The following is a 15,090-nucleotide window of genomic DNA, read 5'->3' on the forward strand; positions in this document are numbered from 1 at the left end:
AAGTCACTTGGGAGCGTTCCAGCCATTTCTGGCGCCAGCCCACCCGCAAGCCCACCGGGCGCGCCCAAACCCACAACAAAAAAAATTTTCAGGCGCTGTTGACAAAGCCGATAAAAGCCGCTACGCTTACATACAATAAGTACGACATGAGGATGAGTAGGTACGGCTAGCGCGTTCAGAGAGCTTGCGGGTGGTGGAAGCAAGTGGTTGCGGCGTAGCGAATATGGTTCTCAAGAGTTTTGGCAGTGAGCTTCGGTCAGCTGTCAGCGGGCACTCCCGTTATCGAGTCGGCATATGTTTGTATGCTTAAGGGAGCGCATTTTGCACTCTGAACCAAGGTGGTACCACGAAGCGATTTCGTCCTTGTCCAGTATTTTCGGGCAAGCACGAGATCGTTTTTCTTTGTCTCAATCGTCAGGAGGAAAAAACATGGTCCAACAGATCTTCAACGAATATCTTCCCAATATGATCAAAGCCGGTCTGCAATACACGATTCCCATTGCGGTCGTGTCCTTCATTCTCGGGCTCATCTTGGCCCTGTTGGTCGCGCTGGCCCGCATTTCCCAGCTCGGCGGCGCGTTCAAGATCGTCAAAGGCATCTCGAGTTTTTATGTCTGGCTGTTTCGCAGCACCCCGCTGCTCGTTCAGTTGTTCATTGTGTATTTCGGCTTGCCGTATCTGAAAATTGCCGGGATCTTCCCTGACGGCATCAAACTTGACCCCGTGGTGGCCGGCATCATCACCTTTTCGCTGAACACCGGGGCGTATTGTTCGGAGACTATTCGCGCCGCCATTTTATCCATTCCGACTGGCCAGTGGGAAGCCGCCTTTGCGATCGGGATGAAGCGTAGTTTGGTCCTGCGCCGCATTATTTTGCCCCAAGCGCTCCGAACCGCCGTGCCGCCGCTCTCCAATTCCTTCATCGGCTTGGTGAAGGACACGAGCCTGGCCGCGTCGATCACCCTGGTGGAAATGTTCCAAGTCTCCCAGCAATACGCGGGGGAAAATTACCAACCGCTGATGATGTACAGCCTGGTCGCCCTGCTGTACGCCGTGATCTGTACGATCTTGACATGGCTGCAGAGTTACCTTGAAAAAGTGACATCCAAGCACATCACAGCCGGTGAAGGAGGTGCAAACTGATGCTCAAGCTCAGTCATGTCAATAAAACATTCGGCGAAACGCCCGTGTTGAAGGATCTGTCCACGGAATTTCCTGAGCAACAGACCACCGTGGTCCTTGGCCCCAGTGGTTCGGGGAAATCCACCATGTTGCGCAGTCTCAACTTGCTGGAGCGTCCGGAGTCGGGCATCTATGACTGCGACGATCTGCAGATCGATTTTGCCAAGCCCATCACGAGCAAGACCACGCTGGAAGTGCGCCAGCGCACCGAAATGGTGTTCCAGAGCTTCAACCTGTTTCCCCATTTCTCCGTTCTGCAAAATGTGATCGAGGGGCCCGTCCATGTGCTGCATCAATCAAAAGATGCGGCCACCAAAGAAGCGCTGACGTTGCTGGATTCCGTCGGCCTGCTCGACAAGGCGGATGCGTATCCAGTCGAACTTTCCGGCGGCCAGTCCCAGCGTGTGGCGATCGCCCGCAGTTTGGCCATGCATCCGCAATACATTTTGCTGGATGAGCCAACTTCGGCGCTGGACCCAGAGCTTGAGCTTGAAGTGTTGAAGGTGCTGCTGGCGATTCATGATCAGAACCAATCAATGATCATCGTCACCCACAACATGGCCTTTGCCCAGCGCGTCGCCAATAAGATCCTGTTCATCGAAAATGGCGATGCGCTGTACGACGGGCCCACGGATGGCTTTTTCCATTCGACGAACGACCGCATCAAGAGCTTCATCGATTCAATGACTTTCTCAATTTAAGGAGCGTTTCAATATGAAGAAAACAATTATCCGTACCCTCGCCTCTGTTGCCGGCCTCGCTGTCATTGCCCTGGGCCTTGCCGCTTGCGGCAGCAGCTCCAGTTCTAGCTCAAAGGGTGACACCGTGGATTCCGAACTGGTCTCCAAAGGCAAGCTGACGGTCGGCCTTGAAGGCACCTACGCCCCTTATTCCTATCGCGCCAATGGCAAGCTGACCGGCTTTGAAGTCGATCTGTCCAAGGCCATTGCGAAGAAATTGGGGCTGACTGCCGATTTCAAGCCGACCAAGTGGGACAGCCTGATTCAAGGCGTTGGCTCCGGCCGTTTTGATATCTCACTGAACAACATCACCGAGACCCCGGAACGGGCGAAGGCCTATTCCTTCAGTACCCCATACGTTTACTCGCGCTATGTTCTGATCACCAAAAAGGGCAACAAGGACATCACCAAGATCGCCGACATCAAGGGCAAGAAAACCGCTGATGCGACCGGCTCCGATAACGAAGCGTTGGCCAAGAAATTCGGTGCGACCGTTGTGCCAAGTCAGGAATTCACCACATCCCTGCAGCTCGTGAAGGATGGGCGCGCGGATGCGACGATCAACGCCGTTTCGGCCTGGAGCACCTACGCCAAGACCGAGGACACTTCGGCATGGACTGCCACTGAGATTCCGTCCAGCGACGTCCCGGCTGCCAAGATCGCCGCGCTGTTGAACAAGAAGAGCACCGCGCTGACCAAGGCCGTCAACAAGGCGATCAAGGAACTCCGCGAAGACGGCACGTTGACCAAGCTTTCCAAGCAATACTTCAACGCTGACATCACGGAAGACAAGTAAGTTAATAGAAAGAAGTCTGCTTTATGACAAAATTCAATACCCGCCTCGTTCACGGCACGCCACTCAACGACAACAATACTGGTGCGATCAATCCACCCGTTTACACGACCTCGACCTTCGAGTTTCCTAATGCGGAAAGTGACGTCCGCTGGGATTACAGCCGCTCGGGCAACCCGACCCGCGAGTTTTTGGAAAAACAGGTCGCAGATCTTGAAGAAGGCGCCGCGGCGTTCGCATTTTCCTCAGGGCTGGCCGCCATCCACGGGACGCTGACGATTTTTGCCCCTGGCGACCACATCATCGTCGGTGACACGGTCTATGGCGGTACCTGGCGCTTGATCAATGGGTATTTTGCCAAGCACGGCCTCAGCTTTACCGCCGTTGACACTCGCGACCTCGCCGCCGTCGAAACCGCGATTCAGCCCAACACGAAGGCTATCTATTTTGAGACCTTCACCAACCCACTGCTTCATGTGACGGATGTGCGCAAGATCGCGGCCTTGGCGAAAAAACACGACCTGCTCACGATCGTCGATAACACCTTCCTGACCCCGTATCTCCAGCAGCCACTGACGCTGGGCGCCGACATTGTGCTGCACTCCGCCACCAAATATCTAGGTGGCCACTCGGATCTGGTCGCCGGCATCGTTGTCACCAAAACAGCCGAATTGGGCGCGCAGATCTATTTTGCCCAAAATGGCCTCGGCGGCGTGCTCTCACCGCGTGACGCGGAGCTGGTTCGGCGCGGCATTGAGACTCTGGCCGTCCGGATGGATCGCGAAGACGCCAATGCCCAAGCCATCGCCGAATTTTTCCACGACTCGGAGGCGGCAACGGTCGTGCATTACCCTGGCCTGCCGGATGATCCGGATCACGCGGTCGCGGCAAGCGAGACAAATGGCTACGGTGCGGTACTGTCCGTGGAGCTGGCGCCGACCATCGATGCCAGCCGCTTCGTCGACGAGCTGAAATTGTTCCGGCTGGCCGTTTCGCTGGGCTCCGTGTCCAGCCTCGCCGAATTGCCGTACACCATGACCCATGCGGAACTGCCAGTGGCGGACCGCTTGGCCGTTGGCATCACCCCACAGCTGGTGCGGCTGGCAGTCGGACTCGAGGACATCGACGACTTGCTTGGCGACATCAAACAGGCGCTGGCCAAAGCTGAAAAATAGGTCTGGACAAGTCGTATTGCAGCCTTTGCTAGGCTTTTCAAACTCGCTGTCGCCATGATATAGTGAGCAAGTGAGGGGCCGTTTAAGAGCGACCCCACAGCCTGCATAACAGTTGGCTTCAGTTGATAAAGATCGTCAGACTTCTGCCAAAAAGTCTACTGACGGTCTTTTTGTTTGTCATTAAACGCCTTTACGAGCTCGACGATCGCGGCTACTAAGTCAACCAGCAACTTAAGTAGTACGATCACCTCGGCGAGAGACATCCTGGGCACCTCCCTTCTGTTTAGAGTTATGAGAGCCTGCATAGGCACCAACTCCTCGCATCTTGGATTAGCCAACCGTCATCACAATGCTGCGAATCCAGTTTACAGGGTCACGCGAATTTCTGTCTACCACCTCTCAGCCTTGTCACGCCGCCTGTTCACCGTGTTTTCACGCACAAGCCATCCGCATCTTCGCGCTTCACACGCACACGCCACTCGCGATCATCATCGTGAATGGCGTGTTTCCGTCTCAGCTGCTTCCCTCACCACCTGTCGTACCATTTATGCGAACGAACATTTGCGTAAGACGACTATTTTCTTAACGATTTTTCGGTATACTGACGTCAAACAAGGATGAGGAGGCCCGACAAATGAAAAAGCATCTCTGGTTTCTCTTGGCGGGCATCCTCGCTGCGGCGGCCATCGTGATCTTCGCCGCGACACCGCGTCAGACCACCGCTGCCCATGAACAAGCGCCGGTCACGTTGTATCTGCACGGCCACTTCGGCAATGCGCATTCGATGCAAGCGCTCATGACGCGCGCCGAACAAGTCGATAATGCCCAACAAGTCCTCACCGCAACCGTCGATCCGCACGGCCACGTCACCTTCACCGGGCATTGGCTCGCGCGGGTGCGCCGGCCGCTGGTCAAGGTGGTGTTCCAGGACAACCGCACGCTCAATTACGACCTCATCTCCGACTGGCTCCATAACGTCCTGGTGGGCTTGCGTGCGCGCTATGGGGTGAAAAAATTCAACATCGTCGCTCATTCGCTGGGCAACGCCGCTGTCCTGTATTATGAATTACGGTATGGAAAAGACCGCCAGCTCCCCCAGTTGCAGCGCTATGCGGCGATCGCTGGCAATTTTGATGGGATTCCCGGCATGCATATGCAGCCGCGCAACAATCGCATTCAGCGAAGCGGCCAGCCGCGGTTCCTCGCGCCCGATTTTCGCCGGGCAATGCTCGATCGCGACAGCATTCCGGCCGGCCAGATCGATTTTCTCAACATTTACGGCGACTGGGATGACACCGGCAGTGATGGCCGGATCTTCAACGCCTCATCACGCGCCCTCGGCTGGCTGGTCGCCGGCCGCGCCCGCAGTTATCGCGAGGCCAAGTTCACCGGGGCGCAGGCCCAGCATAGTCAGCTTCGCACCAATCCCAAAGTCGCCCGCACCGTTGATGAATTTCTATGGAAGGCACGAAAATAGTATGTGGAGATGCAAAAGGACCTGGCAAATGCCAGGTCCTTTTTGCTTACACATCCAACGTTTTCACAATCGATCAAGCCTGGATCGACACATCTCCGCTGGCGCTTGTTGCGGTCAACGTGGCCGCTCCGCCAATGCCAACGGTGCCGACATGATGATGCGCTTCCCGAGTCGTAAATCGCAGCGGCTGGCGCGTCCGTTCAGAAAGCTCGCCGTCATCGGAGCTCAAATCGAACGCGAAGGTCGCAGTCGGCCCCAGCTTGGCGCGCACATCCCCGTCTTCTGCGGACAGGGAGACGTCTGCGGCCAGCGCTGGCTGGGTGAACAGCACATCGCCGCTTTCCGAGGACAGCGTGACCGCGCCACCGAGCTGATCGCCGCGCACATCGCCGTCGCTGGCACTGGCCACGATTGCAGGCGCCGCCGCTTGACTCAGCGTCACGTCACCACTATCGGCGGACGCGACGATCGTGGTGACAGCCTTCAACAAGCTTGCATGCACATTGCCATCGTCGCTGCTGAGCGTCAGGGCGCCTGTTTCGCTGGTCAGTTGGAAAACAGCCAGATCCCCGTTTGCACTCGTCAGCGTCGCATCAGCCGCAGCTTTGACCCGCTCGATGTGCACATCCCCGTCATCACCGGACACCGTAAGCTGACCGGCCTTGATGCCGATCAGCGTCACGTCCCCGCTTTCAGACGTCGCGGTCAACGCCCCAGCAATCATGCTTTGCGCCAGCTGAAGGTCGCCATCCTCCGTCGTCAGGGTGACCTCCCCTGATGCGGTCAGCCCGTCGCCCGAGATGTCGCCATCCTCAGAAGTCGCGGTCAGATCGCCCACCTGAAGCTGGTGCAGCCGAATGTCGCCGTCTTCGCTGACAATGGTGAGCGGCGCCGCCAAATTGAGCTGGCTCGCGGCCACATCCCCGGATTCCGTGGTGATGGTCAGACTGCCATGATAGCTGGTCGGAATTTTCACCGTGATGTGCGCCCAGAAACCGAAGCGATGGCCATTGATCGTCACGCGCAGCGACGACACCGGATGATCGCCGCCTTCGACGCTCACCGTCCCGCCTTCATTGACCAAGTGGCCATAATACGCCCGTTTCGCCGTGGAAAATGCTTCCTGGACCACCAACTCATCCGTATCTCCGGCCACCAAGGTGACATCATCCACGGGGTAGTTAATGGTGATGTCCGATACCCCTGCCAGCGACGCCGTCATGGTATTGTCGACGGCAAGGGCTGCGTCCGCGTCTTCGCCTGTCTGCGCAGCGGCCGCCGCTTTCGCCTGCTTGGCATAGTGGCGACTGGCCTCGGCCAAGGCCTGGGCCTGCGCTGCCTGTTCCCTGCCGGCATCCCGCGCTGCTTGCGCCTGATCATAGGCTTCCTGCTGGATGTCTTGGGCCGCCTCGCGCGCCGCTTTTTGCAGCTCGCCTTTACTTTGGCCCAGCGCCCGGCGAATCTGGTCTTGCGCCTGCGCCATCGCAGCCTGGGCCTGACGCCGCGCCGCACGGGCAATTGCGGCAAACGAATTCCGGTCGTCGGCATCCTGGGCCCCATCGCCAGCACCTTGTTCCGCACCCGAGTGATCTTCGGCCTTGTCCTCGGTCGCCTGACCCTTTTCCGCCGCATTTCCGCCGTCCTGATCAGCACCCTCGGCATCCACTGGTCCGTCCGCTTCTTCGCCAAAGTCCGCGAACTGGGCGTCGATTGCCGCATCGATCTTATCATCAAGGTCCTGGTCGTCGTCGCCAAATGCCCCGTTGACCTGCGCCTCGACCATTGCGTTGATGTCCGCGATCTGCTTGTCGATCGCTGCATCGAGCTGATGGTCAAAATCGGGCGCAGCAGGCGGAACTGGCGGGTCAGGCACGCCATCATCTGGCCCCACCGCAGTCACATCCGGCACAGCCCCATTGGCATCATCCGAAGTGGCCGTCGTGTCTTCCGCATCCGCCGCCCCACGACCAGAATCCGCTTCAGCCGCCGTTTCCTGCAGAAGGTCGCTGATGTCGCCGAATTCCTGCCAGGCCTGCATCGCGGCATCGCGCGGGGCAATGCCGTGTTCGCGTTTTTCCTGGGCGGCCGCGGCCAGGTCATCGCGAATCTCGTCGCGAAGATCGACCATCGCCTGACTCGCTGGATATTTTGCAAATGCCGCATCTAGCTGTTCATCAATTGCTGCATACATCTCATTCATCTTTACAGCCTCCCGTTGATCAACGTGTCGATCGTCTTGGCCGCCAGTTGCCAATTGGCCCGCTCGTCTGTCAGCTCGATCTTGCCCGTTTTTGTGATCTGATAATATTTGCGCCGGCCGCCTTGGCTTTCATCGCCCCAGTGACTGGCGATCAGTCCCGCATTTTCCAATCGTTTGAAAACAGTGTACAGGGTCGCTTCATTGATCTCATAAGCCCCGCCACTGAGCGCGGCGATGTCTTTGGTCACCTGGTAGCCGTAGCTTTCGCCTTGCGCCAGCACGTTCAAAACGATCGCGCTGAGATAACCGCGTACCATGTCTTTGGATACTTCCACGTTGCTCCCTCCTTTTGATGAGGCAACTATAGCATAATTACTTTGTTGAGAATAGTACTTTCCAAAGAAATTTAATCTGCTCATCAAATTCGGGCCTCCACCCCGTCATCCCGCGAGCCTACGCACCTTGAATCAAAAACAGCGCGCCATCACTGACACGCCGCCGTTTTCGCTATTCAAATTGCGCGTTGTAAAGCCGCGCGTAGACACCATTTTGCGCCATCAACCCATCGTGGGTGCCGATCTCTTGCACCTGGCCGTCCTCGAGCACCACGATCTGATCGGCGTTATGGACCGTCGACAAGCGGTGCGCGATCACCAGCGAGGTCCGTGCGACCAGCAGATTGTCGAGGGCATGTTGAATCGCTTTTTCCGATTCATTATCCAGCGCCGCCGTGGCCTCATCCAAAATGATCACCGGCGCATCCTTCAGTAGCGCCCGGGCAATGGCCAGCCGCTGTTTTTGGCCACCGGAAAGTTTGACGCCGCGCTCCCCGACCGGCGTGGCCAGCCCCTGCGGCAATGTCTGAATAAACCCATCCAGATCCGCCAGCCGCACCACATTTTCAACTTCGGCCGTGGTTGCGCTAGGCCGGCCGTATAAAATGTTATCTGCGATCGTTCCGTCGATCACGTAGACATCCTGCGACACCACCGCGATGTGCTGGCGGAGACTCGCCAGTGTCACGTCCCGGATCTCCTGGCCGTCGAGCAAAATGTGGCCGCTATCGATGTCATAAAGGCGCGTCAACAGTTTCGTGATCGTGGTCTTCCCCGAACCCGAATGGCCGACCAATGCGGTGGTCTGGCCGACTGGAATGTCGAAACTGACATGATCCAGCGTCGGATGCGACTTGTCGCGGGCGCGGTCATACGTGAAGGTCACTTCTTGCAAGTGAATGCCGTCATGCAGCTCCGCGAGCGGCTGGGCGGCCGGCGCGTCGATCACTTTGGGCGTTGCCACCATGATCGACTTGATGCGGCCATAAGAAACCAGCGCCTGTTGCAACTGATTGAGCATCCGAGTCAGCGATTGAATCGGGGCCTGCACCATCCCGACATAGGTCAGATAGGCCACCAGCGCGCCGATCGTCAGGCCGCCGCGCATGATGAAAAACGCGCCAAGCGACAGCACGATCGCCGTCCCCAACGCATTGACCCCATCGATCAGCGGGGAAAATAGGGCCTGATTGCGCCCCGCGTCGATCATGTCGGCCTTATTTTCCTGGGCGATGGCGTCGAAGCGATCCGCCTCAAGCTGCTCGCTCGTGTAAGACTTGATCAGGTCGATCTGGGTGAGCGTCTGTTGCATCTGGTTGGACATCCGCGCCTGTTGCGCCCGAGCGCGCCGAAACGCGTTGCGGATTCGCACCCGGAACACGCGGTACACGAGGAACTCCAGCGGGAAGGTCAAAAAGACGGCCAGCGCCATTTGCCAATTGATCCAAAAGATCATCGCCAGCACCCCGACAAACGTGAATAAATTGCCGATCATGCTGAGCATGTTGCTGGAGATCAACCCCTGCAGGTTGGAGATATCCGACGTCAGCCGCGTCATCAGATCACCGGTGCGGCTTTCCTCAAAAAATGCGGTGTCCTGCCCCAGAATATACTGGAACAAGTCGTTGCGCAGATCCGTGATCGCATTTTGGCTCATCACCGTCATGTAATACATGGAAAAATAATTCAGCAGGCCCAGCGCCAGCGCCGTCAACAAAAGCAGGCCGATCACCGCCGCCAGATGCGCCAGATTTTTCTCCGGAATCACCTTATCGATAATGTTCTGCTCGATCTGCGGCATCACGAACTGCAGCGCCGTGATCAGCGTCAGCGCAAGCACGTTGACGATGAGCAGACACTTGTTGTTCAGGACCTTGCTGAAAACAAAACTGAACATCTCAGGCAAACTGGTGGGTTGCTCACTGGTGTCCGCTGAAGCGGGTTCTTTCATTGACCGCTGCCTCTTTTCTCTAACTGCAAAGCCTCTCGGGCGAAACATTGACTGCAAACCTGGACCGTGAATCCAACAAGCGCCGACGTGTCTCGATTCTTCTCGTCAGCCTGTTACTTCAAGACCTTCGCCATCACCGTTTTGACGATCAACGTGTAATACCACGCCTGGCCATTGACCTCGGGATGCACGCCATCCGCCGTCAGCCAGTCCTTGTGCGGTGCGACCAACTTCGCCCAGTCGATCACCGTGAAATTGTCGTACGTGCTGGCGGCCTTTTCGATCTCCTGATTGTTGGTCGTCATCCAGCTCGTCTCAGGCGCATAATTCGTCACCCAAAAGACTTGGCGGCTGGTGCCCACGACGTCCATCACAGCTTTGATCGCGTCGGCATCCACCGGGCCATTGGTGCCCAGACCGACCACGACAACATCCGCGAGCCGCCCCGCCGCCTGCAACTTCTGGAGCAAGGCCGGGCCTTCACTGACCTGGCGGGAAACCGAGGCGTCCAGCTGAATCTGCGGGAACAATTCCTTCAGCCCATAATCGGATCCCAGCATCACGGAATCCCCGACCGCCGAGATCTGCAACGTCTTCGCAACTTGGATCATCTCATAGGTCAAGCCGTACTTTTTGTATGCCTTATAAAGCGGGTCCGCCGCCATTTCCGAGGCAAGCTTGGCCTTGCTCGAGGAGGCCGCGATCGAACTGGCCTTTTTTGACTCGGCAATGGAACTGGCCTTTGCCCGGCTCGCCGATTGGGACGACGCGCGGGACAGCGACGTCTCACGCGCTTTGACGGCCTGTTGTTGATGCACGAAAAATGCGGTGCCGACGCCAGCAATGATCAGGATGACCGCGATGATCACCCAGATCATCCGGTGGTTTTGGTGATGTTGTTGCGCTCTCATAAGACTCCTCCTCAGGCGCCGGGGAGGGCGCGGTCGGACCAGTCGATCAGTTGATCAGTCGTTGCCCGCGCCGCATCCCCAGTTTCGCCCATTCGCCCATCTGCGACTCAATATCTTTTTATTATATGCCTGCAAGCGTTGACATCACAGCCCCTTCCGCTACACTAAAGCCATTGACTTTCAGGAGGGTCCCGAAATGTTTTCTGCGTTGCTTGCCATTATTTATCTCGCCTTTATCAGCCTGGGTCTGCCGGATTCCCTGATTGGCGCCGGCTGGCCGGTCATGCACACCGCGCTTCATGTTCCGGTCGCTTACGCCGGCATCGTCACGATGATCATTTCGGCCGACACGATCATTTCCAGTCTTCTGTCCGACCGCCTGACGCGTCGGTTCGGCGCCGGTAAAGTTACCGCGGTCTCCGTGCTGACCACGGCGCTGGCGCTGCTTGGTTTTTCCGTTGCCGCCCAGTTTTGGCAGCTTTGCCTCTTGGCCATTCCGTATGGGTTGGGCGCAGGCGCGGTGGATGCGGCACTGAACAATTTTGTCGCGCTGCATTACCCGAGCCGCACCATGAATTGGCTGCACGCCTGTTGGGGCATCGGCGCCGCCATCAGCCCCTATGTGATGGGCTTCGCTCTGACGCATTCACTCGGCTGGCACAGCGGCTACCGCATCATCGGCGTGATTCAGGTCGCCTTGACGATTCTGCTATTTGCAACACTGCCGTTGTGGCGGCAAAAAGAACAGGCGGCCCGCGCCCATGCCAGTGACAGCCAGCCCCTCACCTGGCGCGAGCTGTTCGGCCTGCGCGGAGTCAAAGAGGTGCTGCTCGCGTTTTTCGCCTATTGCGCCATGGAACAGACCGCCGCGCTGTGGGCCGCAAGCTACCTAGTCAAAGTCCGGGACGTCTCGCCGGCCGCGGCCGCACGCTTTGCCGCCCTTTACTACATCGGCATCACAGTGGGACGGCTATTGTCCGGCCTGATCGCCGATCGCCTGGGCGATCAAAACATGTTGCGCCTGGGCACAGGAATCATGCTGGCAGGCATCGTCTTGATTCTCCTGCCAGTGTCCTCTGCCTTGCCTGCCCTGGCCGGCCTCGTGATCTGCGGACTGGGCAGCGGGCCGATCTACCCGACCATCATCCACGAAACGCCGATGAATTTCGGCGCTGCGCACAGCCAGGCCGTCATCGGCGTCGAAATGGCCTTTGCGTACATCGGCACGACCTTCATGCCGCCGCTGTTCGGCTTTGCGGCAGGCGCGATTGGGCTGGCCAGCTATCCCGTCTTCCTGCTAGTCTTCGGCTTGCTGGTCCTGGTGCCGACTGAACGGTTGAATCGGCTAACGGAAAATTAAGACACAAAGAAGTCCACCTCGTCTCGCACACGTTTTTCGGTGTAAGGGACAATGTGGACTTTTTTTACGTACCCGTGACTGTGGCCAGCGTTCTTAATAGGCAGTCGACTCAGAAAAATCGTCAGGCTTTTCGTGCGCCATCCGGTTCAGGACCGTCTCCAACGTACCCATTCGCACCATGAGATCCAACTTCTCTAGCTTTTCGTGACGGGCTTTGCTGAGCATGACCACGCCCTTATTTGGCCCACTAGGCTGCTTCAAAGTGATCTCGACCCCTTTATCCGAATTGGCTACTTGGCTGAGCACATCGAATAGCTTCTTCCTGAGATTCGTCGGCGTGTCTGTTTCCATCAGTCCTTATCCCCCGTGAATTTGATACACCGAAAATAGCGTACATTTCTAGGGACGTCAACACGTGCGCTTCACTGAGGTGGCCGCCACTTAGTCTCTCCGCCGAAATGCGCCAACCAGTCATGCGTAGCCCTTATTCCCGATACGCCCGCGCTTCCGGCACATAGTAGAACACGTGATCCTGCCCCGCGGTCTCCACGGTGATCGTCTGATACGGATGCGGGTAGCCCTGGCGCGTCAACGCCACGCTGGCCTGGTCGCCATCAAAACGGACCTCATACAGATTGTACGCCCCATCTTGATACGCGAAATCCTCGCCATCATCCTGATAATGCGTATACGCGCCGGCCTGGCCATAGCAGCGGAACGTCAGCGTCGTTTCCGTCGCCACATCCACCGATTGGGTCAGCGGCCGCCATGGCAACAGACTGCCAGCCTTAACGAATAGTGGCAGGTGATCCAGCGGGGCGTCCACCACGATGCTTTGCGCGCCGGCAATCGTCTTTCCGGTCCAAAAATCGATCCAGTCCCCAGCCGGCAGATACACCAGGCGCTGGGTCGCGCCCTGCTCGACCACCGGCGCCACCAGCAGCGAGTCGCCCACCAGATACTCATCATTCAGCGTCTGCACCCGCGCATCATCCTGATAATGCAGCACCAGCGGCCGCATGATCGGCAGACTAGGTTGTAGCGCAAACAAGTCGTACAACAGATCCAGCAAATGGTAACGCAGTTCCACGAATTTTCGGTAGATCGTCAGCGTTGGCTCGCCGAATGCCCACGGTTCCTGCAACCGCGAGCGCGCCGTGCTGTGATTCCGCAGCAGTGGGGAAAATAGGGCCGCCTCCAGCCACCGCGTCACGAGCTCCGCCGTTGTGTCACTGGTAAACCCGCCAATGTCGGTCCCGGCAAATGGGATGCCGGACAGGCCGAGGCTGCACAGTTGCGGCAAGGCCAGCCGCAAATGCGCCCATGTCGAGCGATTGTCGCCGGTCCAGACGGTCGTGTAGCGCTGCGCCCCGGCATAAACGGCGCGACTGATCACAAATGGCCGCTTCCCGGTCAATTTTTGCAGCCCGTCGTACGTCGCATGCGCCATATTTTGGCCAAAGACGTTGTGCATCGCCAGCGCCGTGGATGGCTGGCCATTATCGGAAAAGACCGTGTCATCCGGAATCGGCCCGTCAAAGCCGGCCGGTTCGTTCATATCGTTCCACACCCCGGCCACGCCCAGGTCAGTCAAAAATTGCTGATTCTGACCCCACCAGGTGCGCACAGCCGGATTCCCAAAATCGGGGTACACCGCCTTGCCCGGCCACACCGTGTTCACATACGGCGTGCCATCCGGATTGGTCGCAAACACGTGCTTGACCAACCCGTCTTCATAGATCGCATACTGCTTGTCGACCTTGACCCCGGGATCGATGATCGTGACCACCTTGATGCCCGCTTGCTTGAGGTCCGCGATCATCCCCTTCATCTGGGGAAAACGCTTGGGATCCGCCGTGAACACTCGGAAACCATCCATGTAGTCGATGTCCAGATGAATCGCATCACACGGGATATTCAGCGCGCGCATTTTCGCCGCTAAGTCCCGCACCACCTTTTCGCTGGCGTAGCTGAAGCGGGACTGCTGGTAGCCCAGCGTCCATTTTTGCGGCAGCGGGGTCGTGCCCGTCAAGGTCGTGTAGGCTTCGGCCACGTCCGTCATCGCCGGACCAGCAAAAAGATAATAGTTCAACTTGCCGCCAGCCGCATCGATGTAATAATAATCAGCGCTTTCCTTGCCCAGATCAAACCGCGTCGGATAGGTGTTGTCGACAAACAAGCCGTATGCCCGACCCTGCGTTAAGCCGATCACAAACGGAATACTCTTATACAGCCGCGCCAGGTCCTCTTGATGCGGGCGGCCTTCATCCGTGTTCCAATTTTCCCAGGCATACCCGCGCTTGTCCAAAAAGCCGGCGTGATCGCCCAGCCCATACAGATGTTCATCGGGCCGCAGCGTCTTGACGATCTCAAGCGGCGCCACCCCAGGCACGTCGGTCAGGGAGTGGTCCTGCATCGCCACCGCCGACGCATCCAGGTTCTCGGCACTTGCGATCTGCGGATCCGTGTCGCGCACCAGCGGCGTCCGCGTCCCGCGAAAGTCCTGCACCATCGCCGTGCCATCCGGGTAAAACGCATCGACATGGCCCGCCTCATCGACGGTCACCACCACCGCCGCGGTGGCCAGCCGCATGCCAGCCGCCGTCTCGTCGATCGTCAGCGCAAAATCTTCGGCGGCCACCGGCACCGTTGCGTACGAATGCGGCAAGTCGCCGCCATCGCGCACCTGAATGATGTTCGGCCGCAACGCCCCAACAGCAAGCTGGCGACCATCCGCCAAAGTGAGCCAGGCAAAACGCCCGCGTTTTTCAATAATCATAAGCGCACTCCCTCAAATCAATTCAATAATAGTGTCACGCACACCTAGGAATCACGCCAGACACCGGCCATCCCACTAGGTACATCGACTGACCCCCAGGCGGCGCATTTAGAGCCATGCCAGCCGCATTTCTTCCGAGGGTCCAGTACATTTTAGCGAACTGTTTCACAAATGAAAGCACTCGCGG

At 57.9% G+C, this 15,090-nt stretch carries 12 protein-coding genes and 1 other annotated feature; of the genes, 6 read left to right on the forward strand and 6 right to left on the reverse strand.

Translation table 11 applies throughout. The annotated features are described in order from the left end of the window. The first annotated feature begins 135 nt into the window (after positions 1 to 135). Positions 136 to 368: a binding site (T-box leader), on the forward strand. 61 nt (positions 369 to 429) lie between these two features. From JUE67_RS06885 to JUE67_RS06905, 5 genes are all read left to right on the forward strand, one after another. Continuing rightward, a complete protein-coding gene (locus JUE67_RS06885) occupies positions 430 to 1,143 on the forward strand; it encodes an amino acid ABC transporter permease (RefSeq protein WP_125697128.1) in 714 nt (237 codons plus the stop codon). Then, on the forward strand, positions 1,143 to 1,883 hold the full coding sequence (locus JUE67_RS06890) for an amino acid ABC transporter ATP-binding protein (RefSeq protein ID WP_125697129.1): 741 nt from the start codon (positions 1,143 to 1,145) through the stop codon (positions 1,881 to 1,883). The genes JUE67_RS06885 and JUE67_RS06890 overlap by 1 nt, the downstream gene beginning before the upstream one ends. Positions 1,884 to 1,896: 13 nt before the next feature. Then, the gene (locus JUE67_RS06895; protein WP_203626618.1) at positions 1,897 to 2,718 is read left to right on the forward strand and encodes a transporter substrate-binding domain-containing protein; all 822 of its coding nucleotides are present in this window, start codon (positions 1,897 to 1,899) and stop codon (positions 2,716 to 2,718) included. A 23-nt stretch (positions 2,719 to 2,741) separates the two neighbouring features. Continuing rightward, complete coding sequence (locus JUE67_RS06900) at positions 2,742 to 3,890, forward strand: trans-sulfuration enzyme family protein (protein WP_203626617.1); 1,149 nt, start codon at positions 2,742 to 2,744, stop codon at positions 3,888 to 3,890. A 634-nt stretch (positions 3,891 to 4,524) separates the two neighbouring features. Beyond that, on the forward strand, positions 4,525 to 5,367 hold the full coding sequence (locus JUE67_RS06905) for an alpha/beta hydrolase (protein WP_203626616.1): 843 nt from the start codon (positions 4,525 to 4,527) through the stop codon (positions 5,365 to 5,367). 73 nt (positions 5,368 to 5,440) lie between these two features. On the opposite strand, the gene JUE67_RS06910 is transcribed toward JUE67_RS06905, so the two are convergent. The 4 genes from JUE67_RS06910 to JUE67_RS06925 all read right to left on the reverse strand — a co-directional run bounded on the left by JUE67_RS06910 (position 5,441) and on the right by JUE67_RS06925 (position 10,764). Next, complete coding sequence (locus JUE67_RS06910; protein ID WP_203626615.1) at positions 5,441 to 7,567, reverse strand: DUF4097 family beta strand repeat-containing protein; 2,127 nt, start codon at positions 7,565 to 7,567, stop codon at positions 5,441 to 5,443. A gap of 2 nt (positions 7,568 to 7,569) precedes the next feature. Continuing rightward, complete coding sequence (locus tag JUE67_RS06915; RefSeq protein WP_203626614.1) at positions 7,570 to 7,902, reverse strand: PadR family transcriptional regulator; 333 nt, start codon at positions 7,900 to 7,902, stop codon at positions 7,570 to 7,572. A gap of 172 nt (positions 7,903 to 8,074) precedes the next feature. Beyond that, entirely contained in the window at positions 8,075 to 9,853 is a 1,779-nt protein-coding gene (locus JUE67_RS06920; protein ID WP_203626613.1) for an ABC transporter ATP-binding protein, read from the reverse strand. A gap of 113 nt (positions 9,854 to 9,966) precedes the next feature. Beyond that, a complete protein-coding gene (locus JUE67_RS06925) occupies positions 9,967 to 10,764 on the reverse strand; it encodes an SGNH/GDSL hydrolase family protein (protein WP_203626612.1) in 798 nt (265 codons plus the stop codon). 196 nt (positions 10,765 to 10,960) lie between these two features. Between JUE67_RS06925 and JUE67_RS06930 the strand changes: the two genes are divergently transcribed. Next, on the forward strand, positions 10,961 to 12,124 hold the full coding sequence (locus tag JUE67_RS06930) for an MFS transporter (RefSeq protein WP_203626611.1): 1,164 nt from the start codon (positions 10,961 to 10,963) through the stop codon (positions 12,122 to 12,124). A gap of 93 nt (positions 12,125 to 12,217) precedes the next feature. Here the strand turns inward: JUE67_RS06930 and JUE67_RS06935 are convergent, their stop codons facing one another. Both JUE67_RS06935 and JUE67_RS06940 read right to left on the reverse strand, forming a co-directional pair. Next, a complete protein-coding gene (locus JUE67_RS06935) occupies positions 12,218 to 12,475 on the reverse strand; it encodes a prevent-host-death protein (protein ID WP_203626610.1) in 258 nt (85 codons plus the stop codon). 133 nt (positions 12,476 to 12,608) lie between these two features. Further along, the gene (locus JUE67_RS06940) at positions 12,609 to 14,903 is read right to left on the reverse strand and encodes a glycoside hydrolase family 31 protein (RefSeq protein ID WP_203637088.1); all 2,295 of its coding nucleotides are present in this window, start codon (positions 14,901 to 14,903) and stop codon (positions 12,609 to 12,611) included. Between the last annotated feature and the right edge of the window lie 187 nt (positions 14,904 to 15,090).

The sequence above is a fragment of the Lacticaseibacillus mingshuiensis genome (genome assembly GCF_016861785.1).
Classification (GTDB): Bacteria; Bacillota; Bacilli; order Lactobacillales; family Lactobacillaceae; genus Lacticaseibacillus; species Lacticaseibacillus mingshuiensis.